Origin of the sequence: Streptomyces coerulescens (assembly GCF_042657965.1) — a bacterium.
GTDB classification, from domain to species: Bacteria; Actinomycetota; Actinomycetes; order Streptomycetales; family Streptomycetaceae; genus Streptomyces; species Streptomyces coerulescens.
The window spans coordinates 24,657-50,025 of the sequence record NZ_JBHSKM010000011.1 but is presented as its reverse complement, the minus strand read 5'-3'; the positions used below and the strand labels follow the sequence as shown (position 1 = coordinate 50,025).

28 protein-coding genes and 1 pseudogene are annotated in these 25,369 nt (G+C 71.6%); 8 read left to right on the top strand and 21 right to left on the bottom strand.

Translation table 11 applies throughout. The features are described 5' to 3' along the window. Positions 1–22: 22 nt before the first annotated feature. The 3 genes from ACFPQ9_RS18360 to ACFPQ9_RS18350 all read right to left on the bottom strand — a co-directional run bounded on the left by ACFPQ9_RS18360 (position 23) and on the right by ACFPQ9_RS18350 (position 2,312). The gene (locus ACFPQ9_RS18360; protein WP_380854052.1) at positions 23–421 is read right to left on the bottom strand and encodes a hypothetical protein; all 399 of its coding nucleotides are present in this window, start codon (positions 419–421) and stop codon (positions 23–25) included. A gap of 69 nt (positions 422–490) precedes the next feature. After that, entirely contained in the window at positions 491–1,786 is a 1,296-nt protein-coding gene (locus ACFPQ9_RS18355; protein WP_380854050.1) for an ABC transporter substrate-binding protein, read from the bottom strand. Next, the gene (locus ACFPQ9_RS18350; RefSeq protein WP_380854048.1) at positions 1,761–2,312 is read right to left on the bottom strand and encodes an MTB12 C-terminal domain-containing protein; all 552 of its coding nucleotides are present in this window, start codon (positions 2,310–2,312) and stop codon (positions 1,761–1,763) included. Before ACFPQ9_RS18350 ends, ACFPQ9_RS18355 begins: the two co-directional genes overlap by 26 nt. A gap of 156 nt (positions 2,313–2,468) precedes the next feature. Here ACFPQ9_RS18350 and ACFPQ9_RS18345 point away from each other — a divergent pair, with 156 nt between their 5' ends. From ACFPQ9_RS18345 to ACFPQ9_RS18335, 3 genes are read left to right on the top strand one after another with little or no spacing between them, the layout of a single operon-like run. Beyond that, positions 2,469–2,945 (top strand): hypothetical protein, encoded by a 477-nt coding sequence (locus tag ACFPQ9_RS18345; protein WP_380854046.1) that lies wholly within the window; start codon positions 2,469–2,471, stop codon positions 2,943–2,945. Between the two features lie 12 nt (positions 2,946–2,957). Next, positions 2,958–5,852, top strand: coding sequence for an ABC transporter permease subunit (locus ACFPQ9_RS18340; RefSeq protein ID WP_380854044.1), 2,895 nt, complete (start codon positions 2,958–2,960; stop codon positions 5,850–5,852). Between the two features lie 5 nt (positions 5,853–5,857). Next, a complete protein-coding gene (locus ACFPQ9_RS18335; protein ID WP_380854477.1) occupies positions 5,858–6,508 on the top strand; it encodes an ATP-binding cassette domain-containing protein in 651 nt (216 codons plus the stop codon). Here ACFPQ9_RS18335 and ACFPQ9_RS18330 read toward each other — a convergent pair. Both ACFPQ9_RS18330 and ACFPQ9_RS18325 read right to left on the bottom strand, forming a co-directional pair. Beyond that, complete coding sequence (locus ACFPQ9_RS18330; protein WP_380854042.1) at positions 6,468–7,001, bottom strand: transglycosylase family protein; 534 nt, start codon at positions 6,999–7,001, stop codon at positions 6,468–6,470. The two genes, ACFPQ9_RS18335 and ACFPQ9_RS18330, sit on opposite strands and share 41 nt — an antisense overlap. Positions 7,002–7,105: 104 nt before the next feature. Then, positions 7,106–7,792, bottom strand: coding sequence for a LysM peptidoglycan-binding domain-containing protein (locus ACFPQ9_RS18325; RefSeq protein WP_380854040.1), 687 nt, complete (start codon positions 7,790–7,792; stop codon positions 7,106–7,108). 539 nt (positions 7,793–8,331) lie between these two features. Between ACFPQ9_RS18325 and ACFPQ9_RS18320 the strand changes: the two genes are divergently transcribed. Both ACFPQ9_RS18320 and ACFPQ9_RS18315 read left to right on the top strand, forming a co-directional pair. Then, on the top strand, positions 8,332–9,114 hold the full coding sequence (locus tag ACFPQ9_RS18320) for a hypothetical protein (RefSeq protein WP_380854038.1): 783 nt from the start codon (positions 8,332–8,334) through the stop codon (positions 9,112–9,114). Between the two features lie 134 nt (positions 9,115–9,248). Further along, positions 9,249–9,599, top strand: coding sequence for a hypothetical protein (locus tag ACFPQ9_RS18315; RefSeq protein WP_380854036.1), 351 nt, complete (start codon positions 9,249–9,251; stop codon positions 9,597–9,599). A gap of 66 nt (positions 9,600–9,665) precedes the next feature. Here the strand turns inward: ACFPQ9_RS18315 and der are convergent, their stop codons facing one another. From der to aroH, 5 genes are all read right to left on the bottom strand, one after another. Beyond that, complete coding sequence (gene der, locus ACFPQ9_RS18310; protein ID WP_380854034.1) at positions 9,666–11,144, bottom strand: ribosome biogenesis GTPase Der; 1,479 nt, start codon at positions 11,142–11,144, stop codon at positions 9,666–9,668. Positions 11,145–11,224: 80 nt separating this feature from the next. Further along, positions 11,225–11,812 (bottom strand): lysophospholipid acyltransferase family protein, encoded by a 588-nt coding sequence (locus tag ACFPQ9_RS18305; RefSeq protein ID WP_380854475.1) that lies wholly within the window; start codon positions 11,810–11,812, stop codon positions 11,225–11,227. A 53-nt stretch (positions 11,813–11,865) separates the two neighbouring features. Continuing rightward, on the bottom strand, positions 11,866–12,552 hold the full coding sequence (gene cmk / locus ACFPQ9_RS18300; RefSeq protein ID WP_380854032.1) for a (d)CMP kinase: 687 nt from the start codon (positions 12,550–12,552) through the stop codon (positions 11,866–11,868). A 109-nt stretch (positions 12,553–12,661) separates the two neighbouring features. Beyond that, positions 12,662–13,747, bottom strand: a complete 1,086-nt coding sequence (locus tag ACFPQ9_RS18295) for a prephenate dehydrogenase (protein ID WP_380854030.1) — start codon at positions 13,745–13,747, stop codon at positions 12,662–12,664. Further along, positions 13,744–14,112 carry a chorismate mutase gene (gene aroH, locus ACFPQ9_RS18290; protein WP_380854028.1) on the bottom strand — a complete coding sequence of 123 codons (369 nt, stop codon included), beginning with the start codon at positions 14,110–14,112 and terminating at the stop codon, positions 13,744–13,746. The genes ACFPQ9_RS18295 and aroH overlap by 4 nt, the downstream gene beginning before the upstream one ends. Positions 14,113–14,215: 103 nt before the next feature. On the opposite strand from aroH, the pseudogene ACFPQ9_RS18285 reads away from it, so the two are divergent. The 3 genes and pseudogenes from ACFPQ9_RS18285 to ACFPQ9_RS18275 all read left to right on the top strand — a co-directional run. Further along, positions 14,216–14,430 (top strand): annotated as a pseudogene (locus tag ACFPQ9_RS18285) (DUF6529 family protein); the annotation flags it as partial. Further along, complete coding sequence (locus ACFPQ9_RS18280) at positions 14,427–14,861, top strand: Rieske (2Fe-2S) protein (protein WP_380854026.1); 435 nt, start codon at positions 14,427–14,429, stop codon at positions 14,859–14,861. The pseudogene ACFPQ9_RS18285 and the gene ACFPQ9_RS18280, both read left to right, overlap by 4 nt. Before the next feature lie 22 nt (positions 14,862–14,883). Further along, positions 14,884–15,627 carry a nucleotidyltransferase domain-containing protein gene (locus tag ACFPQ9_RS18275; RefSeq protein ID WP_380854024.1) on the top strand — a complete coding sequence of 248 codons (744 nt, stop codon included), beginning with the start codon at positions 14,884–14,886 and terminating at the stop codon, positions 15,625–15,627. Here the strand turns inward: ACFPQ9_RS18275 and ACFPQ9_RS18270 are convergent. From ACFPQ9_RS18270 to ald, 11 genes are all read right to left on the bottom strand, one after another. Next, on the bottom strand, positions 15,553–16,302 hold the full coding sequence (locus ACFPQ9_RS18270) for a nucleotidyltransferase domain-containing protein (protein ID WP_380854022.1): 750 nt from the start codon (positions 16,300–16,302) through the stop codon (positions 15,553–15,555). The two genes, ACFPQ9_RS18275 and ACFPQ9_RS18270, sit on opposite strands and share 75 nt — an antisense overlap. Positions 16,303–16,305: 3 nt before the next feature. Continuing rightward, on the bottom strand, positions 16,306–17,328 hold the full coding sequence (locus ACFPQ9_RS18265; protein WP_380854020.1) for an ADP-ribosylglycohydrolase family protein: 1,023 nt from the start codon (positions 17,326–17,328) through the stop codon (positions 16,306–16,308). Beyond that, positions 17,325–18,044, bottom strand: coding sequence for an NUDIX hydrolase (locus tag ACFPQ9_RS18260; RefSeq protein WP_380854018.1), 720 nt, complete (start codon positions 18,042–18,044; stop codon positions 17,325–17,327). Before ACFPQ9_RS18260 ends, ACFPQ9_RS18265 begins: the two co-directional genes overlap by 4 nt. A 73-nt stretch (positions 18,045–18,117) precedes the next feature. Further along, positions 18,118–18,666: a TIGR03086 family metal-binding protein gene (locus ACFPQ9_RS18255; RefSeq protein WP_380854016.1), complete on the bottom strand. Its 549-nt coding sequence runs from the start codon at positions 18,664–18,666 to the stop codon at positions 18,118–18,120. Beyond that, positions 18,663–18,923 carry a sigma-70 family RNA polymerase sigma factor family protein gene (locus ACFPQ9_RS18250; RefSeq protein ID WP_380854014.1) on the bottom strand — a complete coding sequence of 87 codons (261 nt, stop codon included), beginning with the start codon at positions 18,921–18,923 and terminating at the stop codon, positions 18,663–18,665. Before ACFPQ9_RS18250 ends, ACFPQ9_RS18255 begins: the two co-directional genes overlap by 4 nt. A 120-nt stretch (positions 18,924–19,043) precedes the next feature. Next, positions 19,044–20,123, bottom strand: a complete 1,080-nt coding sequence (locus ACFPQ9_RS18245; RefSeq protein ID WP_380854012.1) for a pseudouridine synthase — start codon at positions 20,121–20,123, stop codon at positions 19,044–19,046. Beyond that, positions 20,123–20,806, bottom strand: coding sequence for an SMC-Scp complex subunit ScpB (gene scpB, locus ACFPQ9_RS18240; protein ID WP_380854010.1), 684 nt, complete (start codon positions 20,804–20,806; stop codon positions 20,123–20,125). Before scpB ends, ACFPQ9_RS18245 begins: the two co-directional genes overlap by 1 nt. Then, positions 20,803–21,984: a segregation and condensation protein A gene (locus ACFPQ9_RS18235; RefSeq protein ID WP_380854008.1), complete on the bottom strand. Its 1,182-nt coding sequence runs from the start codon at positions 21,982–21,984 to the stop codon at positions 20,803–20,805. The genes scpB and ACFPQ9_RS18235 overlap by 4 nt, the downstream gene beginning before the upstream one ends. A gap of 18 nt (positions 21,985–22,002) precedes the next feature. Next, complete coding sequence (locus tag ACFPQ9_RS18230; protein ID WP_380854006.1) at positions 22,003–22,617, bottom strand: hypothetical protein; 615 nt, start codon at positions 22,615–22,617, stop codon at positions 22,003–22,005. Next, positions 22,602–23,738, bottom strand: coding sequence for a ParA family protein (locus ACFPQ9_RS18225; protein ID WP_380854004.1), 1,137 nt, complete (start codon positions 23,736–23,738; stop codon positions 22,602–22,604). Before ACFPQ9_RS18225 ends, ACFPQ9_RS18230 begins: the two co-directional genes overlap by 16 nt. Before the next feature lie 399 nt (positions 23,739–24,137). Beyond that, complete coding sequence (gene ald / locus ACFPQ9_RS18220) at positions 24,138–25,262, bottom strand: alanine dehydrogenase (protein ID WP_380854002.1); 1,125 nt, start codon at positions 25,260–25,262, stop codon at positions 24,138–24,140. Between the last annotated feature and the right edge of the window lie 107 nt (positions 25,263–25,369).

The window sequence follows — 25,369 nt, the reverse complement described above, 5'->3', positions numbered from 1 at the left end:
CTGGAGGGCAGCCCCTGGTCGCCTAGAGGGCAGCCCCTAAGGGCGTCGGCCTGAAGGGTGCTTCCTCGTGACGGCATTCGACGCTGAGGTTGCCGCCGCGGGTCTCGTACGGGACCCGGGACGCGGACGGATGCACCTCCATCGCGCCCGGCACGAGCCGGTCGGGGTGCTCGTCGCGGACGCTGGCGTAGGCGTCCCAGTGGCCTTCCGGCAGCGGGACGCTGCTGGGGAGGGCGGCGCGCAGGCGGCCGGTCGTGGCCGGGGACAGGGGCAGGGTGATCTCCTCGTCGCCCTCGCGGTGGCGCAGCACGAGATGGGCCTCCATGGCCGGCCCGACGGCCGTGACGTCGAACGTCAGTCCGCCGGCCGAGTCCGCGATGCAGTCGGCGCGCAGTGGTGCGGCCTGCGGCAGGGGCGTCATGCGCTGCGGTTCCTCCCTCGGCTCCGGGCTCTGTCGGTTGGACCGGCGATATGGCCTTTTGGTTGCCCGTCAGGGCCGGTAGGGCAGCTGCGGGACGTCGAAGCACGTGTCGTTCATGTCTCCCTGGGACACCCATCCCCTGCCGTCCGCCCAGCGGGCCACCGACAGACAGGTCCGGCGGCTCTTCGGCGGCTCGGGCAGCCGCTCGAACCGGACCGGGATCAGCAGGCCGTCGGCGGTGTACCCCTGGCTGTGGTTCATGCGGTCGTCGACGCACGCGCGTGTGACGCCCTGCGGGGCGCACGCCTTCGCCGCGTCCGTGAACCACTTCGCCGCCGCCCAGCCCTCCAGCTGCCACTGGGAGTGGCTGTCCAGGCCCTTGGTGGCGTCGCGGAACTCGCGTACGGCGTCCTGGCCCGTGTCCTCGAAGTTGCGGGACGACCCGGTCGCCCACAGGGCGTTGCGGCAGCGCGGTGCGTCCTTGTAGTCCTCGGCGACGGTGGACGTCCAGTTCTGTACGTTCGTCACCTTGGCGGTCACCTCGGCGCCGACGTCGTCCATCGCCTCACACAGCCGGGCGTTGCCGTGGGTGTCGATGGCGTCGAAGACGAGGTCGGCGCCCTGCTCCTTCAGGTCGGCCGCCGCCGCGCGGAAGTTGGGCAGCGCGAAGTCGACCTGTTCGGTGACGACCTTGTAGCCCTCGGCCCTCAGTCCCCGTTCGACGAGCCGGGCGTAGGCGGCCGACGCGGGCTGGTTGTAGGAGACGACGGCGGCGGTACGGGCGCCGTGCTCGCGTTTGAAGTAGCGGTAGACCTCCGTTCCGCCGTACTGCACGCCGTCCCAGCCGGTCGTGCCGGCGCGGGGCGCGAGGCTGCCGTAGATGCCGTACAGGTGCGGCCAGGTGTCGTAGGCGGCCCCGATGGGCTGGCCGCCGATGTCGGGCACGCGTGCGCGTGAGACGCGCGAGGCGCCCGCGTAGTCCAGGGCGGTGGTGGCGACCAGGGCGACGACCTTGTCCTCGTCGATCAGTTCGTGCACGCACTCGTTGTTGCCGACGCCGCTGCCGCCGTCGTCGCACAGGCGCACCTCCACGCGACGGCCGTCGATGCCGCCGCGCGTGTTGAGGCGGTCGAAGAACGCCTTGGCGCCGTCGCGCGGGCCGGTGAAGGCGTTGCCGCCGACGGGACTGGTGGCGCTGGTGATGACGCCCACGCGGATCGGGCCGCGGTCCGGGGCCGGCTCCGAGGGAGTGCCCCGGTCCCGGTGCTCGAAGTCGCTTTCCGGCAGCCGGCTGCCGCACGCCGTACTCAGAGTCAGCAGCAGCACGAAGATCGCCGCCTCAGCACCCCGGGATCGGTGACCCATTGCCGCTCATCTGGACCAGCGCGCACAGGGTCTTGGCGGACACCTTCCAGGTGCCGTCCTGTTCGACCGCGGTTCCGGCGGCGTTCGGCAGGGCGGTGGCGCCCTTCAGGGTCAGGTCGTAGGTCACGTTCGCCTCGGTCGGCGAGGTGAACTCGACCTTGGAGACCTTCGCCTGGACCTGGCCACCGCGCTCGTCACCGCTGAACGCCTGGAGGACCGGCGCCATCTGCTCGCCGTTCTCCAGGACGGTCTGCTTGTCCTCCGACGAGGTCTTGGGGTCGAAGAACTTCTGCCAGTTCTGCTTGATCTCGGTCTCGGCCGCCGCGGTGTCGGCGGGGGCGGAGGCGGCCGGCGACTGCTCGGTCCGCTCGACGGTCGGTGTCGGCGGGGTCTCGTTGCCGCCGCCCCCGTCGTCGTCGCTGCACGCCGCGAGGGCCGGAGCGAGGAAGAGAAGCAGGGCGGCCGCCAGTGCCGTACCCCGTCCCTTGTGCGCGTCGCGCCGCCTGAGGTCGCTCCCGAGAACCATCTGGCTCACCACCGGGTGTCGATCCGGGCCGTGTGCGCCCGGTGCTTTCAGGGTCAGCTTGCAGGAGGCATAGTGCAAGCCATTGGCTGACATGGACAGGCACATGCGCGGAAACCCCGTGTGCATGCGCACGAACCCGACGTGTGGGAGCCGGCGATGCGGACAGCGCGACTGCGGACCGTGCACCCCGCCCTGTGGGCCGGCTGGGCCGCGCTCGCGGCCGGCGCGGTGCTGTGCGTCATCGGCTGGTACGGCGTCTCCGGCGAGCGGTTCGCCGAGCGTCAGCTGCCGTATCTCGCGTCCTGCACGGTGCCCGGCGCCGCGCTGATCGTCGCCGGGGCGGTGCTGCTGACCCATGGCCGGGGCGCCCTCGCCGCCGCGCGTGTGGAGGAGCTGTACGGCCTTCTGGTGGCCGCGGAGCCCGCCGACGCCGGGGAGTCCGGGCAGGGCGCCGCGGCGCCTCTGGCGGTCAGCGCAGACCTCCTCATGGTCCCCGGCGGCACGCTCTGGCACCGGGCGGACTGTCCGCTGGTCGCCGGGAAGGTCGAGGCCGTCCCCGTCGATGCGAAGCTGGTGAGGAGCGGCGAACTGGGCCCGTGCCCGATCTGTGAGCCCGCCGAAGCGGACGACTGAGGCGGACGGCTGATGTCCTCCCTGACGTACGACCTCACCCTGGCCGGTCTGTCGGTCGGCAGCGCCGCGGCGCTCACCGGGATCGGCCTGGTCGTGACGTATCGCTCGACCGGTGTGCTGAACTTCGCGCACGGGGCGATCGCGATGGTGTGCGCGTATGTGCTGCGTCAGTGCGTGGTGGAGTGGGGCTGGCCGCTGTGGGCGGGCGCGACGGTGACGCTGCTGGTCCTGGCGCCCGGTATCGGGATGCTGCTGGAACGGTTCGTCTTCCGGCCGCTGTCCGTCCTGGGCGGTGACCCGGCGCAGACACTGGTGGCGTCCATCGGGGTGTTCGTGCTGCTGGTGGGCGGGGCGGCGCTGCTGTGGGGTCAGGGCGCGCGGGAGGACACGCCGGAGCTGGTGTCGGCGGACCCCTGGGGGCAGCTCGCGGTGGCGCTGCTGCTGGCGGCCGGGGTCGGCGCGGTGATCCGCTGGACCCGTTTCGGGCGGGAGCTGCGCGCGGTGGTCGACGACCGGCAGCTGGCCGTCCTCGGGGGCATCGACGCCGACCGGGTCGCGGCGGCGGGCTGGGCGTTCGGCTCGTTCACGGCGGGCCTGACGGGCGTCCTGCTGGCCCCGTATGTGCGCCTCGACCCGTACGGCCTGCCGCTGCTGGTCATGGAGGTCGTGGCGGTTGCGGTGGTCGCGAGGATGCGCAGCCTTCCGGTGGCCGTCGTGACGGTACTGGCCATCGGCGTGGCCCAGAGCCAGCTGACGCGCCTGCATCCGTCGGGCTGGGGTGCTCCCCTGCTCCAGGCGGTCAGCACGAACCTCTTCGTGGTGGCCCTGCTGATCGCGGCCCTGGCCCTGCCGAGCGTGGGCACGCGCGACGCGCTCCCACGCACGGCCACCGCGCGCGTGCCGACGCCTACGGGCGCCTGGATCGTGGCGGTCGTCCTCTTCCTGCTCCCGCTCGGCTTCGCGGGTTCGGACCTGCACACGTCGGTACAGGTGCCGGCCCTGGCGGTAGTACTGCTCTCTCTGGTGGTCGTCACGGGCCGCGGCGGCCAGATCTCGCTCGGTCAGGCGGCCTACGCGGGCCTGGGCGCCCTGTTCACGGCCCTGCTGGCGGCCGGCCGCTTCCCGGGCCTGCCCCGGCTGCCGGAGCTCGCCGCGCTGGCCCTGGCGGTCGTCCTGGTGGCCCCGCTGGGTCTGCTGACGGGCTGGCCGGCGATCAGCCGCCGCGGCCTCGCGCTGGCCCTGGCCACGTTCGCGGTCGGCGTCGGGGTGAGCCGCTTCGTCTTCGCCCAGCCGTACGCGATCGCGGGCCTGTCGCTCGGCCGCCCGGCGGGCTTCGACGGCGACCGCGCGTACTACGTCCTGGAACTCGTCCTCCTCGCGGCGGCCCTGCTGGCGACCTGGCTGCTGCGCCGGGGCCGCACGGGCCGGGCCCTGGCGGCGATGCGGGACCACGAGTCCGGGGCGTCGGCGGCGGGCGTCCAGGTGCCCTCCCTCAAGCTCCTGGCCTTCGTCTCGGGCGCCGCCCTGGCCGCCCTCGGCGGCGGCATGCTCGGCATGGGCCTGCGCGCGTTCGACCCCGCCGCCTACGACCCGGTCCGCGGCCTGCTCTGGTTCGCCGCGGTGGTGGTCCTCGGCGCCGACAGCACCCTGGGTGCCCTGGTTGCCGCGGCCCTCCTGGTCGGCCTGGACGCGGGCGCCCGCGGCGGGGTGGCGGCGGCCCTGATCGGCGTACTGGCGGTGCTGGTGGGCCGCTTCCCCGGGGGCCCGCACGAGGCACTCCGCACGGCCACGACCCGCCTGCGCCGCCACCGGGAACCACGTCTGACATCACGGGGGACACGGGTACGGCACCGACTGCACCCACCACCTCCCGAACCCACTCCAAGCCCAACCCTGACGGGCCTGACAGCGTCGGGCACCGGAGCGCGGGGGCTGGAGGAGCGGACGGCGGCCGGGGAATCACGAGGGCCGGCGAGTGGTGGGCAGGGGCAGACGGCAGCCGGGGAACCGCGCCGGGCGGCGGCAGACGAGCGTACGTGGCGGTCGAGGGGCCGTGCTCGCCCCGCTGAGGACGCCGACGGCGATCACGCCCCGCTGGGGCCACCCGCACCCGGCGACGAGAGCGGCACGGGTGATGCGGGTGGGAACACGATGGCGGCCGAAGGCCGCCTGTCGACACGCCCACGCGCACACCCACCGGCCCCCGCCCTCACCACCCACAACCTCCAGGCCCGCTACGGCACCTTCACCGCCCTCGAGGACATCACCCTCACCGTCCCACCCACCCACATCACCGCCGTCGTCGGCCCCAACGGCGCCGGAAAGACGACCCTGTTCCACTGCCTGGCCGGCACCCACCGCCCCGCCCACGGCCAAGTCCGCCTCGGTGCCAGGAACATCACCCACCTGCCCGCCCACGCCCGCACCCGCCTCGGCATCGCCCGCACCTTCCAGCAACTGTCCGTCTTCCCCTCGCTGACCGTCGCCGAGAACGTCCGCGTGGGCGCCGAACAGGGCCGGCTCCAGGACCCGTCCGCGGTGGAGAGATCCCTCCGGCTCCTCGGCCTGGACGGCCCCGTACGCTCCCTGCCCGCCGCCGGCCTCCCCACCGGCGCCCTCCGGCGGGTCGAGTTGGCCCGAGCCCTCGCGGGCGGCCCACGCATCCTGCTGCTCGACGAACCCGCCGCCGGCCTGGACACGGCGGAAGTCACCGCGCTCGCCCGCATCCTGAAGGCCCTCGCCGCGGACGGCATGGCCCTGCTCGTCGTCGAACACGACCTCGACCTGGTCGCCGACCTCGCCGACACCGTGCACGTCATGACGGCGGGCCGCATCGTCGCCTCCGGCCCACCCGACCGCGTACTCGACGTGCTCGACGCGGCGGACACCCGGGAGGCCCCCGCATGACCACCATGACCACCGTCTCGCTGCGCCACGCACGCGTGCGCTACGGCCCCTTGGAGGCCCTGCACGGCGTCACGCTCGCCGCCGCAGGCCCCGGCCTCACCGTCCTGCTGGGCCGCAACGGATCCGGGCGTACGACGGCCCTGCGCGCGCTGGCCGGAACGGTGCGGCTGTCCGGCGGCGCGGTGGTGTGGGACGGCGTCGACGTGACCCGGACGCCGGCCCACGAGCGGGCCCGCCGCGGACTGTGCCTGGTCCCCGAGCGGCAGGCGGTCTTCGGCTCCCTGACCGTGCGCGAGAACCTCGAACTGGCGTCCCCGTCGTACGACATCGCCCTGGACGCCTACCCGCCGCTGGAACCCCTGCTCGCGCGCCGCGCCGGCACGCTGTCCGGCGGCGAGCAGCGCATGCTGGCGCTCTCCCGCGCCCTGCTGGCACGCGCGCGTGTCGTCCTCGTGGACGAGCCGGCGCAGGGCATGTCACCCATGGTCGCCGCCCGTACGTACGAGTTGCTGAGCGACCTCGACGCGTGCGTGGTCGTCGCCGAGCAACGACTGCCGCCCGTCCTGCGGGGCCGGGCGGCACTCGTTCACGAACTGCGGCGGGGCGCTGTCGTGTTCAGTGGAGAGGCGGGCGAGTATGAGCGCCGGGCAGGGTAGCGCCCAGCCTCGCGCCCCTCGGCATGAGCAGCAGGACGGAGCTGAGCCGGTGCTTGACGACGTCGGCGCGGGGCTTCTCCAGTTTCATACGGCCCTTGAGCCCGTACCGCCGGGAGCAGTGCGGCCACGCCCCCCAGCCCTGTACCGCCACGACCTTGCGGGCGATGTCGATCTGCTCCTTGCGGCTGGCGAGGTCCGCGCGCGGGGCGTACTTCAGCCCGCCGAAGCCCTTCCAGGTCGACTGCGAGAACTGAAGCCCGCCGTAGTGGCCGTTGCCGGTGTTGATGTGCCAATCGCCGCCGCTCTCGCACTTGGCGACACAGCCCCAGGGCCAATGACTCTTGGCACAGGCCAGGGACGCGGGTTTGGGAGGGGGGCCGGAAGCCGGTAGTGGAGACGCCACCTGCGGGGCGTACGTGGCGTGCGACGTGCCCGGGGCGACGGCGGTCAACAGTGCGGTGGCCAGGGCGATCGTGAGCGGTGCGTATTTCATATCAGCACGCTAGGCAGCTTATTGCCGACCATCCGTGCGGCGCGTCCGACGGCCGCGGGTGCCCCACCCGGTCGGCGGACCGGGCGGGGCCCCGAGGGCGGCGCTCAGAGTTCGAGTCGCTGCCCGGGCATGATCAGGTGGGGATCACCGCCGATGACGGACTTGTTGGCGGCGTAGAGCTCCCGCCAGGTGGTCCCGTGCCGGGCGGCGATGCCGCTCAGCGTGTCGCCCTCGCGGACGGTGTAGTCGCCGCGGGACGCGTCGCGGGTCTGGTGCCCCGAAGAGCGCTCCGGCGCCCGTGACGGAGCGGCCGGGGCCGACTTGGCCGTCGACGGGGCCGTCTTGCCGGCGGAGGACGACGCTCCGCCCGCGGAAGCCGCGGGTGCGCTCCCGGAGGCTCCGGCCCGGGCCGAGCAGGTCGGCCAGGCACCCCATCCCTGTGCACGCTGGACCTTGGTCGCCACAGCGATCTGCTGGGCCTTGGTGGCCTGGTCCGCCGTCGGCGCATAGGCCGTACCGCCGTACGCGCGCCAGGTGGAGGCGGAGAACTGAAGTCCGCCGTAGTAGCCGTTGCCGGTGTTGATGTGCCAGTTGCCGCCGCTCTCGCACTGTGCGATGCGGTCCCACACTCCACTGTCCGCCGCTGCGGCGTTGCCTGTCGCGGCCAGCAGTCCGAGCGGGGCGAGCAGTGCCGCCCCGGCGAGGACCGCCGTCGTACGCGCCCGGCTCCCGTTCGAAGCCTTCGGCGCCTTCCGAGCGTTGTCGTGAGTGTTATCGGCACATTCGGACATGTAGGTCCCTCTCGAAGGACCCGGGCTCCCCCGGAGCTGACCACCACTCGCCACGCCATGGGGCGGGTGAGTCGCGTTCGCCCCGTCCGCCTGAAGGTCGTTCTGTGAAGCCTGCTGGTGCGTTCGGCGGACGTACCCGAGCGGTGCTCGCTGCACACGGCGGAGGAATGTAGGGACATCGACCGGCCGGGATCAACCAACTCCTTGTCGGTCCAGGCCAGTTCGCCGTTACCTCGGGTATCAGCGATTTTCAGCCACCCACTTCATTCCCTGATTTCCGGATTTGTCGACCCCCGGCCCCGACGATCTGTGACACACCCCACGCAACCAACTTGCTTGCATTTCCCAGGACTTGACGGAGAGTGGGCAATTCCGCACCCAAGGTGACCCTGTGCGTCGGATGGTTCGATTCCGTTCGCTGTCGTGCGTGACTCCCGCCACAGATCGCCCGTTGTCTTCTTCATGAGCCCGGGACCCGCCCGGTTCACGGGCCGGGAGCCACCCGGCCCCGCCACGCACCACATCCCGAGGAGCCACCCGTGCCGCGCATGCTCGATGTCAGCGACGAGGTACGTGCCGAGATCGGCGACGAGGAAGCCGACCGGCTGCTCGCCGGGGACAACGCCCCCGGCAGTTACGACTGCACGTCCTGCCGCACCCCGGGCGACTCCGAACAGGAGCGCACCAGCACCGTCCTGTTCATCGGGGACGAGACCGCCGTCCTCGCCTTCGCCCACGCCACCTGTCTGCCGTCGCAGGTCGTGCAGGTCACCGAGGAGCAGTTGCGGGGCGCCGTGAAGTCCATCACCGGTGACCGGGTCGACCTGGAGCCGGAGACGATCGTGCCCGAGCAGGCCGTACTCGGCGTGACCAGCGGACTCGTGCTGATCGCCGGGGAGTTGCACCCGGCGCTGGTCGTCGAGCCGACCGGGCCCATCGTCCGCCCCGGGGCGGTCGGCGCGGGTGACGACTTCCTGCCGCTGCTCATCGAACAGGGGTTCATGCCGGCGACCGAGCTGGCCGATGTGCCACCGGTGCTGCACGGGTGGTCGGTGCTGCTGGCCATGGGACAGCTGCACGCGGTGCTCCAGCCGGGCACGAACGGCGGGCAGCCGGTCGCGTGGTGGCAGGCGCACCAGCCGCTGCTGGTGACGGACGGCTGGCGGGCCGCCGCGAACAAGCACCAGCAGGTGCTGATGTTCGCCGCGCCGGTGGGGTCCATCGGGCGTCAGCCCCGCGAGGACCTGCTCCGGGACGCGCTGGACAAGGCGGCGGCGAACGGGAAGTTGGTCGCGGCGGCGCTGCCGCTGGCCGGCACCTGAGAACCGCCTGTTCAGCGGGGGCTACGCGACGTTCGGCGGCTGCGGGCCTCGGATGGCCGGTCGCGCAGTTCCCCGCGCCCCTTTAGGGCGCTGCCCAGCCGCATCCCTTCCGGTGCCGGGTCGTTTGGACATACGTGCATGCATACGACGTTCCCCGCCATCAGGGCGGCCCCTCGCCCACGCCTATCTACGACGCGCTCTACGCCGAGTACGTCAAGTCCTTCCGTTCGCTGCCGGGTGACCGCAGTGGCGAGGAGGATCTGGGGTTCATCGCCTTCGGGAACATCCAGCGCGGTACGGGGCCGTACGGCGGCCACCGCCCGGGGTCGTTCAGCAGCTCGTACAGCGCCTACAGCGCGGGGGCGCACAGCGCCCGCCACGGCAGCGGCCAGCAGCCGCAGTGGCAGCGCGTCGGGCACATCGGCCCGCAGGGTACGGGGATGCAGCACGTCCCGGCAGCGCTGCCGCCGGCCCGCCGAGGCTGAGCACGCCTGAAGGGCGGCCCCCGGCGGGGGCCGCCCTTCAGCCGTGTCCGTTACTTCTTCTGGCCGCTACTTCTTCTTGCCGCGCTTCTCGCGCACCCGCACCGAGATATGGATCGGTGTCCCCTCGAAGCCGAACTCCTCGCGCAGCCGGCGCTCGATGAAGCGGCGGTAGCCCGCCTCGATGAAGCCGGAGGCGAAGAGCACGAACCGCGGGGGCTTGGTGCCCGCCTGGGTGCCGAACAGGATGCGAGGCTGCTTGCCGCCGCGGATCGGGTGGGGGTGGGCGGCGACCAGCTCACCGAGGAAGGCGTTCAGCCTGCCGGTCGGGACCCGGGTCTCCCAGCCCGCGAGGGCCGTCTCGATCGCCGGGACCAGCTTCTCCATGTGCCGCCCGGTGCGCGCCGAGACATTCACCCGGGGCGCCCACGCGACCTGGCCGAACTCGGTCTCGATCTCCCGCTCCAGGTAGTAGCGGCGCTCCTCGTCGAGGGTGTCCCACTTGTTGTAGGCGATCACCATCGCCCGGCCCGCCTCCACGGCCATGGTGACGATGCGCTGGTCCTGCACCGAGATGGAGTCGGAGGCGTCGATGAGGACGACGGCGACCTCGGCCTTCTCGACGGCGGCGGCGGTGCGCAGCGAGGCGTAGTAGTCGGCGCCCTGCTGGAGGTGGACGCGCTTGCGGATGCCCGCCGTGTCGACGAACTTCCAGGTCACGCCGCCCAGTTCGATGAGCTCGTCGACCGGGTCACGGGTGGTGCCGGCCAGCTCGTTGACGACGACGCGCTCCTCGTTCGCCACCTTGTTCAGCAGGGAGGACTTGCCGACGTTCGGGCGGCCGATGAGCGCGATCCGGCGGGGGCCGCCGATCCCGGCGCCACCGAAGGTCTGCTGGGGTGCCTCCGGCAGCGCTTCCAGGACGGCGTCCAGCATGTCGCCGGTGCCACGGCCGTGCAGGGCCGAGACCGGGTGCGGCTCGCCGAGGCCGAGGGACCACAGGTAGGCGGCGTCCGCCTCGCCGCTGGGGCCGTCGACCTTGTTGGCGCACAGCACCACGGGCTTGCCGGCCTTGCGCAGCAGTCGTACGACCGCCTCGTCGGTGTCGGTGGCGCCCACCTTGGCGTCGACGACGAACACGACGGCGTCGGCGGCCTCGATCGCGAACTCGGCCTGCGCGGCGACGGAGGCGTCGATGCCGAAGACGTCCTGCTCCCAGCCGCCGGTGTCGACGACCTTGAAGCGGCGGCCCGCCCACTCGGCCTCGTAGGTCACCCGGTCGCGGGTGACGCCGGGCTTGTCCTCGACGACGGCCTCGCGGCGCCCGATGATGCGGTTGACCAGGGTCGACTTGCCGACGTTCGGGCGTCCGACGACGGCGAGGACGGGCAGCGGGCCGTGCCCTGCCGCCTCGATGGCGCCCTCGACGTCCTCGAGGTCGAAGCCCTCTTCCGCGGCGAGCTCCATGAACTCCGCGTACTCGGCGTCGCCAAGCTCTCCGTGGTCGTGCTCCCCGCCCGAGCCCTCGGAGTGGATGTGGTCGTTCATGAAAGTCCGTACCTCGTCGTTCATCGTGGTGATCGGTGGAACGCCCGGTTTCGCCCGGCTGATCCACTACTCAGTGTCGCCTAGCGGCCGGTCAGCCGCCTGGCGTTTTCCAGGTGCTCGGTGAGCTGCTTCTGGATGCGCTCGGTCGCCTCGTCCAGCGCCCTGCGGGTGCGCCGCCCGCTGCCGTCCCCCGCCTCGAAGGGCTCGCCGAAGACGACGTCGACCCGGTGCCGCAGCGGAGGCAGCCCCTTGACCAACCGTCCGCGCTTCTCGGAACTTCCCATGACCGCGACCGGGACGATCGGGGCGTCGCCGCGCACGGCGAAGTAGGCGAGTCCGGCGCGCAGCGAGGCGAAGTCGCCCTCGCCCCGGGTGCCCTCGGGAAATATGCCGAGGACGCCGCCGTTCTTCAGGACGTCGAGGGCCTGGGTGATGGCCGTGCGGTCGGCGGCGTGCCGGTCCACCTTCAGCTGGCCGATGCCGGTCAGGAAGGGGTCGAGCGGGCCGACGAACGCTTCCTTCTTGATCAGGAAGTGCACGGGCCGGGGCGCCACGCCCATCACCATCGGCCCGTCGATGTTGTGGCTGTGGTTGACCGCGAGGATCACCGGCCCGGTCGCGGGCACCTTCCAGGCACCCAGGACCCGCGGCCACCACAGCCCGTACATCAGGCCGACGCCGATGCGCCGACCGACGTCGGCACCCCGCTCTGACGGAAGGCTCACTTCGCGGCTCGCTTCTCCTCGACGAGCGTGACGACGCACTCGATGACCTGCGGCAGCGTGAGCGCGGTGGTGTCCACCTCGACCGCGTCGCCTGCCTTGGCGAGCGGCGAGGTCTTGCGGCTGGAGTCGGCCGCGTCACGCTTGATCAGGGCCTCACGGGTGGCGTTGACGTCGGCGCCCTTGAGCTCACCGCTGCGGCGGGCGGCACGGGCCTCCGGGGAGGCGGTGAGGAAGATCTTCAGGTCGGCGTCGGGCAGCACGGTCGTACCGATGTCGCGGCCCTCGACGACGATGCCGTACTCGGCGGAGGTCGCCAGGGTGCGCTGGAGCTCGGTGATCCGGGCCCGGACCTCGGGCACCGCGCTGACCGCGCTGACCTTGGAGGTGACCTCCTGCGTGCGGATCGGACCGGCCACGTCGGTGCCGTCGACGCTGATCGTGGGGTTGGCCGGGTCGGTGCCGGAGATGATCTCGGGCTTCGCGGCGACGGCCGCGATCGCGGTCGGGTCCTCGATGTCGATGCCGTTGCTCACCATCCACCAGGTGATCGCCCGGTACTGGGCGCCGGTGTCGAGGTAGCTCAGCCCGAGCTGCGCGGCGACGGCCTTCGAGGTGCTCGACTTGCCCGTGCCGGAGGGGCCGTCGATGGCGACAATCACGGGCTTGGCGGCACCGTTTTCCACGGGGGGACACCTTCCTGGTGCGGTGTGGCGGGAGTGTGGGGGCGCGAGGGCGCCCCGCACAAGGTTACCGGGCTCCCGTCACTCGTCCGGCCGCGCGCTGCTCAGGGCCCTACTGGCGGATCGCCCAGCCCCGCTCCCGCAGCGAGGCGCTCAGCACCGGTGCCGCCTTGGGCTCCACCATCAGCTGGACCAGACCGGCCTGCTGCCCCGTGGCGTGCTCGATCCGCACGTCCTCGATGTTGACCCCGGCCAGGCCGGCGTCCGCGAAGATCCGCGCCAGCTGTCCCGGCTGGTCGTCGATGAGCACGGCGACGACCTCGTAGACCCGCGGCGCCGCCCCGTGCTTGCCGGGCACCCGCACCTGCCCCGCGTTCCCGCGGCGCAGCACGTCCTTGATCCCTGCCGTGCCCTCGGTGCGCTTGGACTCGTCGGACGACTGCAGCGCGCGCAGCGCCCGCACCGTCTCCTCCAGGTCGGCGGCGACGTCAGTGAGGAGATCGGCGACCGGTCCCGGGTTCGCGGAGAGGATGTCGATCCACATCCGGGGGTCGGAGCCGGCGATCCGGGTCACATCGCGAATGCCCTGGCCGCAGAGGCGTACGGCCGCCTCCTCGGCGCTCTCCAGACGCGCGGCGACCATGCTGGACACCAGGTGGGGCATGTGGGACACCAGGGCGACCGCGCGGTCGTGGGCGTCGGCGTCCATGACCACCGGTACGGCACGGCAGTGCGAGACCAGTTCCAGGGCGAGGTTCAGCACCTCGGTGTCGGTGTCGCGGGTGGGCGTCAGCACCCAGGGCCGGCCCTCGAAGAGGTCGCCGCTCGCGGCCAGCGGGCCGGACTTCTCGCGGCCGGACATGGGATGTGTGCCGATGTACGACGTCAGGTCGAGGCCGAGTGCCTCCAGTTCGCGGCGTGGTCCGCCCTTGACGCTGGCCACGTCGAGGTAGCCGCGGGCCGCGCCTCGGCGCATGGCGTCTGCGAGCACCCGTGCCACATGCGCGGGCGGGGCGGCGATGATCGCGAGGTCGACGGGCCCCTCGGGCGCCTCGTCGGTGCCGGCGCCGAGCGCCGCCGCCGTGCGGGCCTGCTCGGGGTCGTGGTCGGCGAGATGGACGACGACTCCCCGCTGGGACAGGGCGAGCGCGGCGGACGTACCGATGAGGCCGGTGCCGATGACGAGTGCGGTTCTCACTGGGCGATGTCCTTGCGCAGGGCGGCCGCGGCACCGAGGTAGACGTGCGCGATGTCGGCTCGGGGCCGGTCGGACTCGATGTGCGCGAGGACGCGTACGACCCGGGGCATGGCGCCCTCGATGTCCAGTTCCTGGGCGCAGATCAGCGGTATGTCGGCGAAGCCGGCGCCGAGCTTGCGGGCCGCGGCGGCCGGGAAGTCGCTGTGCAGATCGGGCGTGGCCGTGAACCAGACGCTGATCAGGTCGTCCGCGGCGAGGTCGTTCCGCTCCAGGATCGCGGTGAGCAGGGCCCCGACCTGCTCGTCCATGTGGCCGGCGTCGTCCCGTTCCAGTTGGACGGCCCCCCGGACCGCTCGTACCGCCACGGCGATGCTCCTTGCTCGGTTACGGATCGGCTCTTCGGGAGTCCAGCCTAGTCAGCCCGCGCACGGCTCACGGCTTTCGCCCGCCCGCTGAGACGCCCGGCGGCTGGGCTACCAGACGTACGATTCGCCCGTTTCCCCACACTCTGTCCTGGGTTGCTTTTTCTTCGACGCTTTCAGTGCAAAGATGCTGCTGCTCCGCTCGGAGCGACTTCCGGGCCGGCTGCCGCCGATCGCGGGCGGGCCGGTCCTGGCCGCTCTGACGGTCGTCCGGCTGACTTCCGCCCTCTGGTTCTTCCGCACTTCGGAGTGACGACATGACCAACCGTCCGGCGCGGCGCACGATTCTCATCGCCACGGGTGCGACGGGCGCGGCGGCGCTCGTCGCCGCCTGCGGTGACTCCGGCGACTCCGGCGACTCGACCCCGACCTCGACCACCGCTCCCGGCCAGGACGAGCAGGAGGGTGAGCAACTGGCCACCACCTCCGAGATCCCGGTGGGCGGCGGCAAGATCTTCAAGGACCAGCATGTGGTGGTGACCCAGCCGGAGGGCGGCCGGTTCAAGGCCTTCAGCAGTACCTGTACGCACCAGCAGTGCACGGTCTCCACCGTCTCCGACGGAACGATCAACTGTCCCTGCCACGGGAGCAAGTTCAACATCACGGACGGCTCGGTGGCGCACCCTCCGGCGACGCAGCCGCTGCCGGAGAAGAAGATCACCGTGGACGGAAATTCGATCCGCCTGGCGTGAACCGCCGCGTACGCTCCCGGCCATGCACCCCGAGACCCTGGTACGCGACCACACGATCTACGCCTGTGTGATGGGTTCGCGCGCCTTCGGTCTGGCGACGGACGGCAGCGACACCGACCGCCGGGGCGTGTTCCTCGCCCCCACGCCGCTCTTCTGGCGCTTCGAGAAACCGCCCACGCATGTCGAAGGACCGCTGAAGGAGCAGTTCAGCTGGGAGCTGGAGCGATTCTGCGAGCTGGCCCTGCGCGCCAACCCGAACATCCTGGAGTGCCTCCACTCCCCGCTCGTGGAGTACGCCGACGGCACGGGCCGCGAGCTGCTGGCCCTGCGTGAGGCGTTCCTGTCCCGCCAGGCGTACGAGACGTTCACGCGCTACGCGCTCGGTCAGCGCAAGAAGCTGGAGGCCGACATCCGCGGGCACGGCGCCCCGCGCTGGAAGCACGCGATGCACCTCCTGCGCCTCCTCGCGAGCGCCCGCGACCTGCTGCGCACCGGGCATCTGACGATCGACGTCGGTGACCGGCGCGAGCAACTGCTGGAGGTCAAGCGCGGCGAGTTGCCCTGGCCGGAGGTGGAGTCCCGGATGACCCGCCTGGCGGGCGAGGCGGAGGAGGCCGTGCACGCGAGCCCGCTGCCGGCCGAGCCGGACCGCCGTCGGGTGGAGGACTTCCTGGTCCGGGTCCGGCTCGCCTCAGCCCTCCAGCCGGGTCCGTACGACGAAGGCGTGCAGGGCGTCGTGGACACCGGGGGCGTCGGGCAGGGCTGAGGCCGCCTGCGCCTCGTCCAGCACACCGTGCAGCCGCTCCACGTCGGCCGCCACCCGCGCGTGGTCGACGTCGGCGGCCGCGTGCTCCCGCGCCGCCTTGGCCGCGATCAGCTCCGGCAGATAGCCGGGCGCCTCGACCTCGCCGATCAGCGTGGGCAGATGTGCCTGCACCTCACCGCTGCGCATCAGATGCACGCCGGTGAGCAGCGCCCGGAAGGTGTAGAGCAGCGGCTTGAGCTCGCCGGTCTTCTCGAACAGCCGCCACTGCGTACCGGCGAACCCCCGGTAGTGATGCGCGTGGTGGCTGGTGAGCACGCCGGGTGCGAGGGCGGCCAGCTCCCGGTGGGCGTCGCTGGTGTGCACGACGAGCGGCGAGAGCAGCTGCTCCAGGACATAGCCGTTGCGGCGCAGCATCAGCCGTACGAACTTGCGCAGGTCGTGGGTGACCAGGTCCATCTCGACGCCGTCCCGCAGCCACATCCGCGACCGTGTCTCCTCCGGCGCCCGCAGCCCGACGAGGGCGGCGGTCGGCAGCAGATGCACTCCGCGCAGGTCGACGTCCGAGTCGCGCGACGGGAAGCCGTACAGATGCGCGCCGGAGACGGTCGCGAACAGCACCGGGTCGGGCTGTTCGGCGACGACGGGCGCGAGGTCGATGTCCAGGTCGTCGATCATCGTTCAAGCGTCCCAGAGCGCCCCGAGGGTCAGCAGATCACCCCGGTACTCGATCCGGTCCGCCCACTCGGCCGGCCAGACGTCCGCGCCGAGCCAGGCGCCCGCGAACGCCCCGGTCAGGCAGGCGATCGAGTCAGAGTCCCCGGATGTGCAGGCGGCCCGGCGCAGGGCCGTCAGAGGCTCGTCGACGAACCACAGGAAGCACAGCAGCCCGCTCGCCATGGCCTCCTCCGCGATCCAGCCCTCGCCGGTCGCCAGGCACGGGTCGGTCTCGGGCGAGACGGTGCGCACGGCCTGCTGGAGGCGGTCCAGGACGCCGAGGCACTCGTCCCAGCCCCGCGCGATGAAGTGCTCGGGATCGGGGTCCTGGCTGCGCGTCCACAGATCGCCGAGCCAGCGCTCGTGGTATCGGGTGCGGTTCTCGTAGGCGTACGACCGCAGCAGCCCGACCAGCCCGGTCGGCTCGGCACCCTGTGCGAGGAGCCGTACGGCGTGGGCGGTCAGGTCGGACGCGGCGAGTGCCGTCGGATGGCCGTGGGTGAGCGCCGACTGCAACTGGGCGGCGCCGGCGCGCTGTTCGTCGCTGAGGCCGGGGACGAGCCCGATCGGTGCGACGCGCATGTTGGCGCCGCAGCCCTTGGAGCCGATCTGGGAGGCGTCCTGCCAGGGCCGGTTCTCGTTCTTCAGCAGATTGCAGGCGACCAGACAGGTCCGGCCCGGCGCGCGGTTGTTCTCCGGCGACTGGTACCAGTCCACGAACTCCTCGCGCACCGGCCGCTCCAGCCGCTTCGGCCCGAGCACACCCCGGTCCATCGCCGTCCGCAGCCCCTTCCCGAGCGCCAGCGTCATCTGGGTGTCGTCGGTGACGATGGCCGGCGTCGGCAGCTCCATCTCGCGCCACGGGCCGCACTTGGCGAGGATCGACGGCACGTCGTTGAACTCGGTCGGGAAGCCGAGCGCGTCCCCGAGGGCGAGGCCGAGCAGGGAGCCGGTGGCGGCGCGCTTGCGGACGGTGGTCGTGGTCATGCGGGGCGTCCTTCCGAAGTGGGCCGCAGCAGGGGCGGATGGAGGGTGGTGGCGGTGCCGGCGCGGTACAGCGCGGCCGGTTTGCCGCGGCCGCCGGTGAGCCGGGCGGCGCCGGGAACGGGGTCGACGAAGCCCGGCGTGGCGAGCACCTTGCGGCGGAAGTTCGGCCGGTCGAGGGCGGTGCCCCACACCACCTCGTAGACGTGCTGCAGCTCGCCGAGCGTGAACTCGGGCGGGCAGAAGGCGGTGGCCAGACTGGAGTACTCCAGCTTCGCGCCGACGCGTTCATGGGCGTCGGCCAGGATCCGGTCGTGGTCGAAGGCGAGTGGCCCCGCCTTGTCGTACGGCACCCAGCGGGCCTGCGCGGCGTCGCTGCCGCCGTGCGGTTCGGGAGGGTGGGGCAGCAGCGCGGTGAAGGCGACGGTCACGACCCGCATCCGGGGGTCGCGGTCGGGTTCGCTGTAGGTCCGCAGCTGCTCCAGGTGCAGCCCGGAGACGTCCGACAGGCCGGTCTCCTCGGCGAGTTCACGCCGGGCTGCCGTCTCCGCGGACTCGTCCGGCTGCACGAAGCCGCCGGGCAGCGCCCAGCGCCCCTGGTACGGCTGCTGCCCGCGCTCGACTAGCAGGACGTGCAGGACGCCGTCGAGGATCGTGAGCACGGCGAGGTCGGCGGTGACGGCGAAGGGCTCATGGGCGTACTTGTCGTAGCCGTCCATGCGAACCCACCCCCTTAATAGTCAGTACGACTATAAAGAGGCCGGGTCGGTCACGGCAACCCCCTGCCCACGCTCACCCGGGAAAGGAATCGCGTCGGCCCAGGAAGGCCAGCAGCCGCACATCGGCACGCGCGCGTGGCGCCACCTCGACCGGCGCGCCGAAACGCACGCCCCGGTCCTCCTCCGCGACCACACAGCGGGCGACGCTCAGCAGTTCGGCCGCCAGGGAGGGCGGGATGGGTCTGGACCGGCCGCACGCCTGGGCGACGTCCCAACCGTGCACGGCGATCTCGACGGCACCCACGGCACCCATCACCCGTACGTCCAGCGGCCGTTCACCGACCTGCACACGCCGTTCGGCGGGCCCGGCGGCCCAGGCGCCGAGCACCGCGCACGCGCGCGTACGCAGGCCGCAGACCCGGTCGGTACGCGGGAACAGCCCGATCCGCCCGCCCGTCAGCCCCTCGTATAGCGCGTCCAGCGAGTCGTCGATGTGGGCCAGCAGTTCCCCGAGGTCCCACTCGGCGCAGGGTGTCCCCCGCCCCGGACTCACGGACCCGACCTCGGCGACGCTGCCCAGCGTGTAGGCGAGCGAACGCTCCAGCAGCTCCCCGGAGTTCACGACAGCCTCCGCGGCCGGAGCCACCGGGCGTCCGCCACAGACGCCGTCAGCGGCCCCTCAGGCGCCTCTGCGGGCCCCAGGGGCAGCGGACGTCGCGTGCGGCTCTCCGAGGCCGTCAGAAACGTGCTGGTGGCGATCCGGCGCCGCCAGGCTCGCAGATACGTCTCCCGGAGATATGTCTCCTGCAGGTACGTCTCCCGCCGGTACGGGTAGGTCGGCCGGACGTTCTCGTCACGGTCCGCAGTGGTCGCACTCATCCCCGCTCCCTCCGTCACCAGTACAGACCGGCGCGGAGGCGAAAACACATCGGCCGGCCCCGGAGCTGTTCCGGGACCGGCCGACACAGGAGGCTTCTGTCGGGCTGCCTGTCGGGCTTCCTAGAGGTCGACTTCCTTCATCAGCATCCCGACCTCGGTGTTCGAGAGGCGTCGCAGCCAGCCCGACTTCTGGTCGCCGAGGGTGATCGGCCCGAAGGCGGTACGCACCAGCTTCTCCACCGGGAAGCCGGCCTCGGCGAGCATCCGGCGCACGATGTGCTTGCGGCCCTCGTGCAGGGTGACCTCGACCAGGTAGTTCTTGCCGGTCTGCTCGACGACGCGGAAGTGGTCCGCGCGGGCGTAACCGTCCTCCAGCTGGATGCCGTCCTTGAGCTTCTTGCCCAGGTCACGCGGGATCGGGCCGACGATGGCGGCGAGGTAGGTCTTCTTCACGCCGTACTTGGGGTGGGTGAGACGGTGGGCCAGCTCGCCGTGGTTGGTGAGCAGGATGACGCCCTCGGTCTCGGTGTCGAGCCGTCCGACGTGGAAGAGCCGGGTCTCGCGGTTGGTGACGTAGTCGCCGAGGCACTGCCGGCCCTCGGGGTCCTCCATCGTCGAGACGACACCGGCGGGCTTGTTCAGCGAGAAGAACTGGTACGACTGCGTGGCGACCGTCAGGCCGTCCACCTTGATCTCGTCCTTCTCCGGGTCGACGCGCAGGCCCTGCTCGACGACGATCTCGCCGTTGACCTCGACCCGCGCCTCCTCGATCAGCTCCTCGCAGGCGCGCCGGGAGCCGTAGCCGGCGCGCGCGAGCACCTTCTGCAGCCGCTCGCCCTCCTGCTCGGCGCCGGGGAACGTCTTGGGCAGCTTGACGTCCTTCTTGCCGGCGTAGCGCTCGCGGTTGCGCTCCTCGGCCCGCGCGTCGTACTCGCGGGACGTCGCCGGCGCCGAACGGCCCCGGCCGGTGCCGCGCTGCTGGCCCTGCTTGGGCCCGCCCTTGGCGCCGCCGCGCGCGGAGGCACCGCGCCCGGACTTCGGGCCGTCCTGCGTCGCCCCGGGGCCCACGTCGTAGCGGCGCTCCTCGGGACGGGGCTTGCGGGGGCGGCCCTGGCCCTGCCCCTGCTTCTGGTCCCTGCTGTTGCCGGCACCGCGGTAGTTACCGCGCCCGCCGCTCTTGCCGCTGCCGCTGCTTCGCATCAAAGTTCCGTCTGGTCGTCTACGTCGTCGGTGCCCCGTGGTGCCGGGGCGCCCGGACCGTCATCGGGAGCGTCCGGGTCGAACGACGGCACACCTTCCTGGGTCTCGGCCTCGATCGCCTCCGCCTCCGGGAGGAAGGGCGCGAGCTCCGGGAGCTCGTCCAGACCGCGCAGGCCCATCCGCTCCAGAAAGTAGTTCGTCGTCCTGTACAGGATCGCACCTGTTTCGGGTTCCGCGCCCGCCTCCTCGACCAGCCCGCGCTGGAGGAGGGTGCGCATCACACCGTCGCAGTTGACTCCGCGCACCGCCGAGACCCGGCTGCGGCTGACCGGCTGGCGGTAGGCGACGACGGCGAGGGTCTCCAGTGCGGCCTGGGTCAGCCGGGCGGTCTGCCCGTCCAGGACGAGACGCTCGACGGCCGGGGCGTACTCGGCACGCGTGTAGTAGCGCCAGCCGCCCGCGACGAACCGCAGCTCGAAGCCACGGCCCTGGATGACGTACTCGTCGGCGAGCTCCCTGAGCGCCCCGGCGATCTGCCGCTTGGGCCGCTCCAGGAGCTTCGCGAGGTGCTCCTCGGTCGCGGGCTCGTCCACGACCATGAGCATCGCCTCCAGGGCGGGCTTGAGGTCGAGGTCCGCGACGGTGCGCAGCCCGGCCGGCAGCTCGGTGGTCTCCTCACTCACGCCTTCTTCTCCTCCTGCTTGGGCGGCTCGGGCGGCCGGTCGAACTCGTCGGTCACCATCGGCGCCTCGTCGCCGTCCCCGCCGGTCCAGCGCACGAGGAGCTCGCCGAGCGCGGTCTCCTGGTCGAGGGCGACGGCCTTCTCCCGGTACAGCTCCAGCAGGGCCAGGAAGCGCGCCACGACCGTGAGCGTGTCGTCGGTGTCCTCGATGAGGGACCGGAAGCTGACCTCGCCGAGTTCCTTCAGCCGCGCGACGACGATCCCGGCCTGCTCCTGCACGCTGACCAGCGGCGCGTGGATGTGATCGACGTAGACCTGCGGTTTGGGCTTGGGCTGCATCGCCTTGACCGCGAGTTTGGCGAATCCTTCCGCCCCGATACTGATGACGACCTCGGGCAGCAGCTCGGCATGGTGCGGTTCGAGGCCGACGGTACGCGGATAGCGCCGCGCCTCCTCGTCGAGGCGACGGTTGAAGATGTCGGCGATCTGCTTGTACGCCCGGTACTGGAGCAGCCGCGCGAACAGCAGGTCCCGGGCCTCGAGGAGAGCGAGGTCGGCCTCGTCCTCCACCTCGGCGGAGGGCAGCAGCCGGGCCGCCTTGAGGTCGAGCAGGGTCGCGGCGACCACGAGGAACTCGGTCGTCTCGTCGAGGTCCCAGTCCGGTCCCATGGCCCGGATGTGCGCCATGAACTCGTCGGTCACCTTGGACAGCGCTACCTCGGTGACGTCCATCTTGTGCTTGGAGATCAGCTGGAGAAGCAGGTCGAAGGGGCCCTCGAAGTTGGCGAGCCGGACCTTGAAGACACCGCCGTCGCCTTCCTGTGCGTCGGAAGGGGCCTCCGCGGGCTGCGCGGCCGGCGGCTCCTCCTGATCGCCGCCGCCGTCGTGGGCAGGCGTTCCGCTGGGGGTCCTCCCAGGCTCTTCAGACGCTGGGGTAGGAACGGGCGGGTGCCACGGCCCACCGTCGGATGCCGATGTCTCCACGGCATTCGACGTCTCTACCGCATCCGACGACTCCACCGCATCCGACGTCACCACCGCATCCGACGACTCGCGCTCCGCCTCCGCGTGAGGCGACAGGACCGGCTCGAGCCGCGGAGCGCCCGGCCCCCGCCCCAGCGCACGCCGACGGCCGCCGGAGGCACCGGCACCGCGGGCGGGAACGTCGTTCGAGGTCATGGCCCCCGCAGGCTACCGCTACCGCCCGCGAAGCCGTCGTACGAGGATGCTTGCGTCTCCGCGGCTCTCCAGGTCGGCGAGGACCACGGCCACCGCCTCGCGGACGATCCGCCCGCGGTCGACGGCCAGCCCGTGCTCACCGCGGAGCACCAGCCGGGCGTGCTCCAGATCCATGAGCTCCTCGGCGGAGACGTACACGGTGATCTTCTCGTCGTGCCGCTCACGGCCACTGGGCCGGCGCGAGGCGGAGCGACCACGCTTGCGCGGCGCGGCGGCGGGGGCACCAGGGGCGGCGGAGCCACCGGCGGCGCTCACGGGCGCCCCGGCAGAACCTTCCTGCGCCTGCTGACGACGCGAGGAACGTTCCGCGGCGGCGGAGCGGCTGCGCGACTCGCCGGCGTCGGCCGACTCGGCGTCGGCCGCCACATGTTCCGCGCCGTCGCCGTCACCGCCCTGTGCGGGCACCGACTGCGGCGCGTCCTCCACGGCCGCGGCCGAGTCGCTCTCCCCCGCGGGAGCCGGCACCCGGGCCTCGCCGTTGGCGGGACGCCGGGGAGTGGACGGCTGGAGCGCCATACCCCCTGTCGTACGGAACAGTTCGTCGGCCCCCGGCAGACTCACTCGGCGTGACACCGGGCGAGCACCTCCCTGGCGAGCTGGCGATAGGCGGCGGCACCGACGGAGTTGGAGGCGTAGGTGGTGATCGGCTCACCGGCGACCGTGGTCTCCGGGAAGCGGACCGTGCGCCCGATGACCGTGTGGTAGACGTGGTCGTCGAACGCCTCGACCACGCGCGCGAGCACCTCACGGCTGTGCACCGTGCGCGAGTCGTACATCGTGGCGAGGATTCCGTCGAGCTCCAGCTCCGGGTTGAGCCGCTCCTGGACCTTCTCGATGGTCTCGGTCAGCAGCGCCACACCACGCAGCGCGAAGAACTCGCACTCCAGGGGCACGATCACCTTGTGAGCGGCCGTCAGCGCGTTGACCGTGAGCAGGCCGAGCGAGGGCTGACAGTCGATCACGATGAAGTCGTAGTCGGGCAGCAGCGGCTTAAGGGCGCGCTGGAGCGTCGACTCGCGCGCGACCTCGCTGACCAGTTGGACCTCTGCGGCCGAGAGGTCGATGTTGCTCGGCAGCAGGTCCATGTTGGGGACCGCCGTCTTCAGGAGCACCTCGTCGGCCGACATGCCCCGCTCCATGAGCAGGTTGTAGACGGTGAGGTCGAGCTCCATCGGGTTGACGCCGAGGCCGACCGAGAGCGCGCCCTGTGGGTCGAAGTCGACGAGCAGGACCCGGCGTCCGTATTCCGCGAGCGCGGCACCCAGGTTGATGGTCGACGTCGTCTTGCCGACGCCGCCCTTCTGGTTGCACATCGCGATGATCTTCGCGGGGCCGTGGTCGGTCAGCGGACCCGGGATCGGGAAGTACGGCAGCGGGCGCCCGGTCGGGCCGACGCGCTCACGGCGCTGGCGGGCAGCGTCGGGCGCGAGCGTGGCCGCGTACTCGGGGTCGGGCTCGTACTCCGCGTCGGGGTCGTAGAAGTGCCCCTCGGGCAGTTCGTCGTAGTCGGCGAAGTGGTTGTGGGGCGCGCCACTTCCGTCGCCGGCCATGGCGTTCACGTGATGGCCATCCATGCTCGGGTGTGCTGGCTGAGTCACCACTGACTTCGGGTGACCCTGGTGGGCTGCGAAGGTGCGCACAGCTACGGAGCCGACAGCCTCGAATCCCGCGGGACCCTGGCCCCGTACCGGCATTCCTGGTTGACCACCCCCGGGAGAAAATGTCGACTCATTCACAAGTCGTCTTACCTCCTTGGTGACCAGGAAACTTCTAGACAGGTCAGCGTGGCACCATGCCGACAGCTGGCGACTCTATGGCGTGTCGGGCGTCCGCAGCAACACAATCCGCCGGACCGGGCAGATGTGTCGACAATGAAACATCCCGCTGTCAAGGGCGTACGGCCGTCGCACGGCAGGTTTCACCGGTGTGCGAATCGGTCGAAGGGTTGCGTTCGAGGCGAGTTGACCGAGAGCCGCAAAGTGACCATACACACATCCGGCCGGACCTTTTCGGGCAAGGTCCGGCCGGGTGCGTACGGTTGACGAACGAAGTTGACGTATCGCCTTTATCAGAAAGTGACTTAGGCGATCGCCTCAGCCGAGCAGTGTTTCGAGCTCCACGTGCTCCAGGCCGTGCGCCTCCGCGACCTCGCGGTAAACCACCTTGCCGTCATGCGTGTTGAGGCCCTTGGCCAGTGCGGCGTCACGGCGCAGCGCCTCGACCCAGCCGCGGTTGGCCAGTTCGACGATGTACGGCAGCGTCGCGTTGGTGAGCGCGTAGGTGGAGGTGTTGGGCACCGCGCCCGGCATGTTGGCGACGCAGTAGAAGACCGACTCGTGGACCGGGAAGGTCGGCTCGGCGTGCGTGGTGGGACGCGAGTCCTCGAAGCAACCGCCCTGGTCGATCGCGATGTCGACAAGAACACTTCCCGGCTTCATGCGCGACACGAGCTCGTTGGTGACCAGCTTCGGGGCCTTGGCGCCCGGGATGAGAACGGCGCCGATGACGAGGTCGGCCTCCAGGCAGGCCTTCTCCAGCTCCAGGGTGTTGGAGACGACGGTCTGGATCTTCGTACCGAAGATCTTGTCCGCCTCCTTGAGCTTGTTGATGTCCTTGTCGAGCAGGGTCACGTGGAAGCCCATGCCGATGGCGATCTGCGCGGCGTTCCAGCCGGAGACACCGCCGCCGATGACGACGGCGCGACCGGCGAGCACGCCGGGGACGCCGCCGGGCAGCACACCGCGGCCGCCGTTGGCGCGCATCAGGTGGTAGGCGCCGACCTGCGGGGCCAGCCGGCCCGCGACCTCGGACATCGGGGCGAGCAGCGGCAGGGCCCGGGAGGGCAGCTCGACCGTCTCGTAGGCGATGGCCGTGGTACCGGACTCGATCAGGGCGTCCGTGCACTCCTTGGACGCGGCCAGGTGCAGGTAGGTGAAGAGCGTCTGGTCCTTGCGGAGGCGGTGGTACTCCTCGGCGATGGGCTCCTTGACCTTCAGCAGCAGGTCGGCGGTGGCCCACACCTCGTCCGCGGTGGGCAGGATCTGGGCGCCTGCGGCGACGTACTCGCTGTCCGGGATCGACGAGCCGACACCGGCGCCCTGCTCGATGACGACCTGGTGGCCATGGCGCACCAGCTCCAGCACGCCGGCGGGGGTGATGGCCACCCGGAACTCGTTGTTCTTGACCTCGCGGGGGATGCCGACCTTCACGTCGATCACGGTCCTTGGCTCAGAGGGTGTGGGGGCACTTCTATACATACCCAGGCATGCAGGGCACACCGGGAGACACCGCAGGAGAAGGTGCGGCAGAGCCAGTCTAATGAAGG

Bases quoted from the DNA above. Each gene is read 5' to 3' on its own strand.
- ACFPQ9_RS18360 (WP_380854052.1), bottom strand. From the start codon at position 421: ATGACGCCCCTGCCGCAGGCCGCACCACTGCGCGCCGACTGCATCGCG.
- ACFPQ9_RS18355 (WP_380854050.1), bottom strand. From the start codon at position 1,786: ATGGGTCACCGATCCCGGGGTGCTGAGGCGGCGATCTTCGTGCTGCTG.
- ACFPQ9_RS18350 (WP_380854048.1), bottom strand. From the start codon at position 2,312: ATGGTTCTCGGGAGCGACCTCAGGCGGCGCGACGCGCACAAGGGACGG.
- ACFPQ9_RS18345 (WP_380854046.1), top strand. From the start codon at position 2,469: ATGCGGACAGCGCGACTGCGGACCGTGCACCCCGCCCTGTGGGCCGGC.
- ACFPQ9_RS18340 (WP_380854044.1), top strand. From the start codon at position 2,958: ATGTCCTCCCTGACGTACGACCTCACCCTGGCCGGTCTGTCGGTCGGC.
- ACFPQ9_RS18335 (WP_380854477.1), top strand. From the start codon at position 5,858: ATGACCACCGTCTCGCTGCGCCACGCACGCGTGCGCTACGGCCCCTTG.
- ACFPQ9_RS18330 (WP_380854042.1), bottom strand. From the start codon at position 7,001: ATGAAATACGCACCGCTCACGATCGCCCTGGCCACCGCACTGTTGACC.
- ACFPQ9_RS18325 (WP_380854040.1), bottom strand. From the start codon at position 7,792: ATGTCCGAATGTGCCGATAACACTCACGACAACGCTCGGAAGGCGCCG.
- der (WP_380854034.1), bottom strand. From the start codon at position 11,144: ATGAACGACCACATCCACTCCGAGGGCTCGGGCGGGGAGCACGACCAC.
- ACFPQ9_RS18305 (WP_380854475.1), bottom strand. From the start codon at position 11,812: ATGTACGGGCTGTGGTGGCCGCGGGTCCTGGGTGCCTGGAAGGTGCCC.
- ACFPQ9_RS18280 (WP_380854026.1), top strand. From the start codon at position 14,427: ATGACCAACCGTCCGGCGCGGCGCACGATTCTCATCGCCACGGGTGCG.
- ACFPQ9_RS18275 (WP_380854024.1), top strand. From the start codon at position 14,884: ATGCACCCCGAGACCCTGGTACGCGACCACACGATCTACGCCTGTGTG.
- ACFPQ9_RS18270 (WP_380854022.1), bottom strand. From the start codon at position 16,302: ATGATCGACGACCTGGACATCGACCTCGCGCCCGTCGTCGCCGAACAG.
- ACFPQ9_RS18265 (WP_380854020.1), bottom strand. From the start codon at position 17,328: ATGACCACGACCACCGTCCGCAAGCGCGCCGCCACCGGCTCCCTGCTC.
- ACFPQ9_RS18260 (WP_380854018.1), bottom strand. From the start codon at position 18,044: ATGGACGGCTACGACAAGTACGCCCATGAGCCCTTCGCCGTCACCGCC.
- ACFPQ9_RS18250 (WP_380854014.1), bottom strand. From the start codon at position 18,923: ATGAGTGCGACCACTGCGGACCGTGACGAGAACGTCCGGCCGACCTAC.
- ACFPQ9_RS18245 (WP_380854012.1), bottom strand. From the start codon at position 20,123: ATGCGAAGCAGCGGCAGCGGCAAGAGCGGCGGGCGCGGTAACTACCGC.
- ACFPQ9_RS18235 (WP_380854008.1), bottom strand. From the start codon at position 21,984: ATGACCTCGAACGACGTTCCCGCCCGCGGTGCCGGTGCCTCCGGCGGC.
- ACFPQ9_RS18225 (WP_380854004.1), bottom strand. From the start codon at position 23,738: ATGCCGGTACGGGGCCAGGGTCCCGCGGGATTCGAGGCTGTCGGCTCC.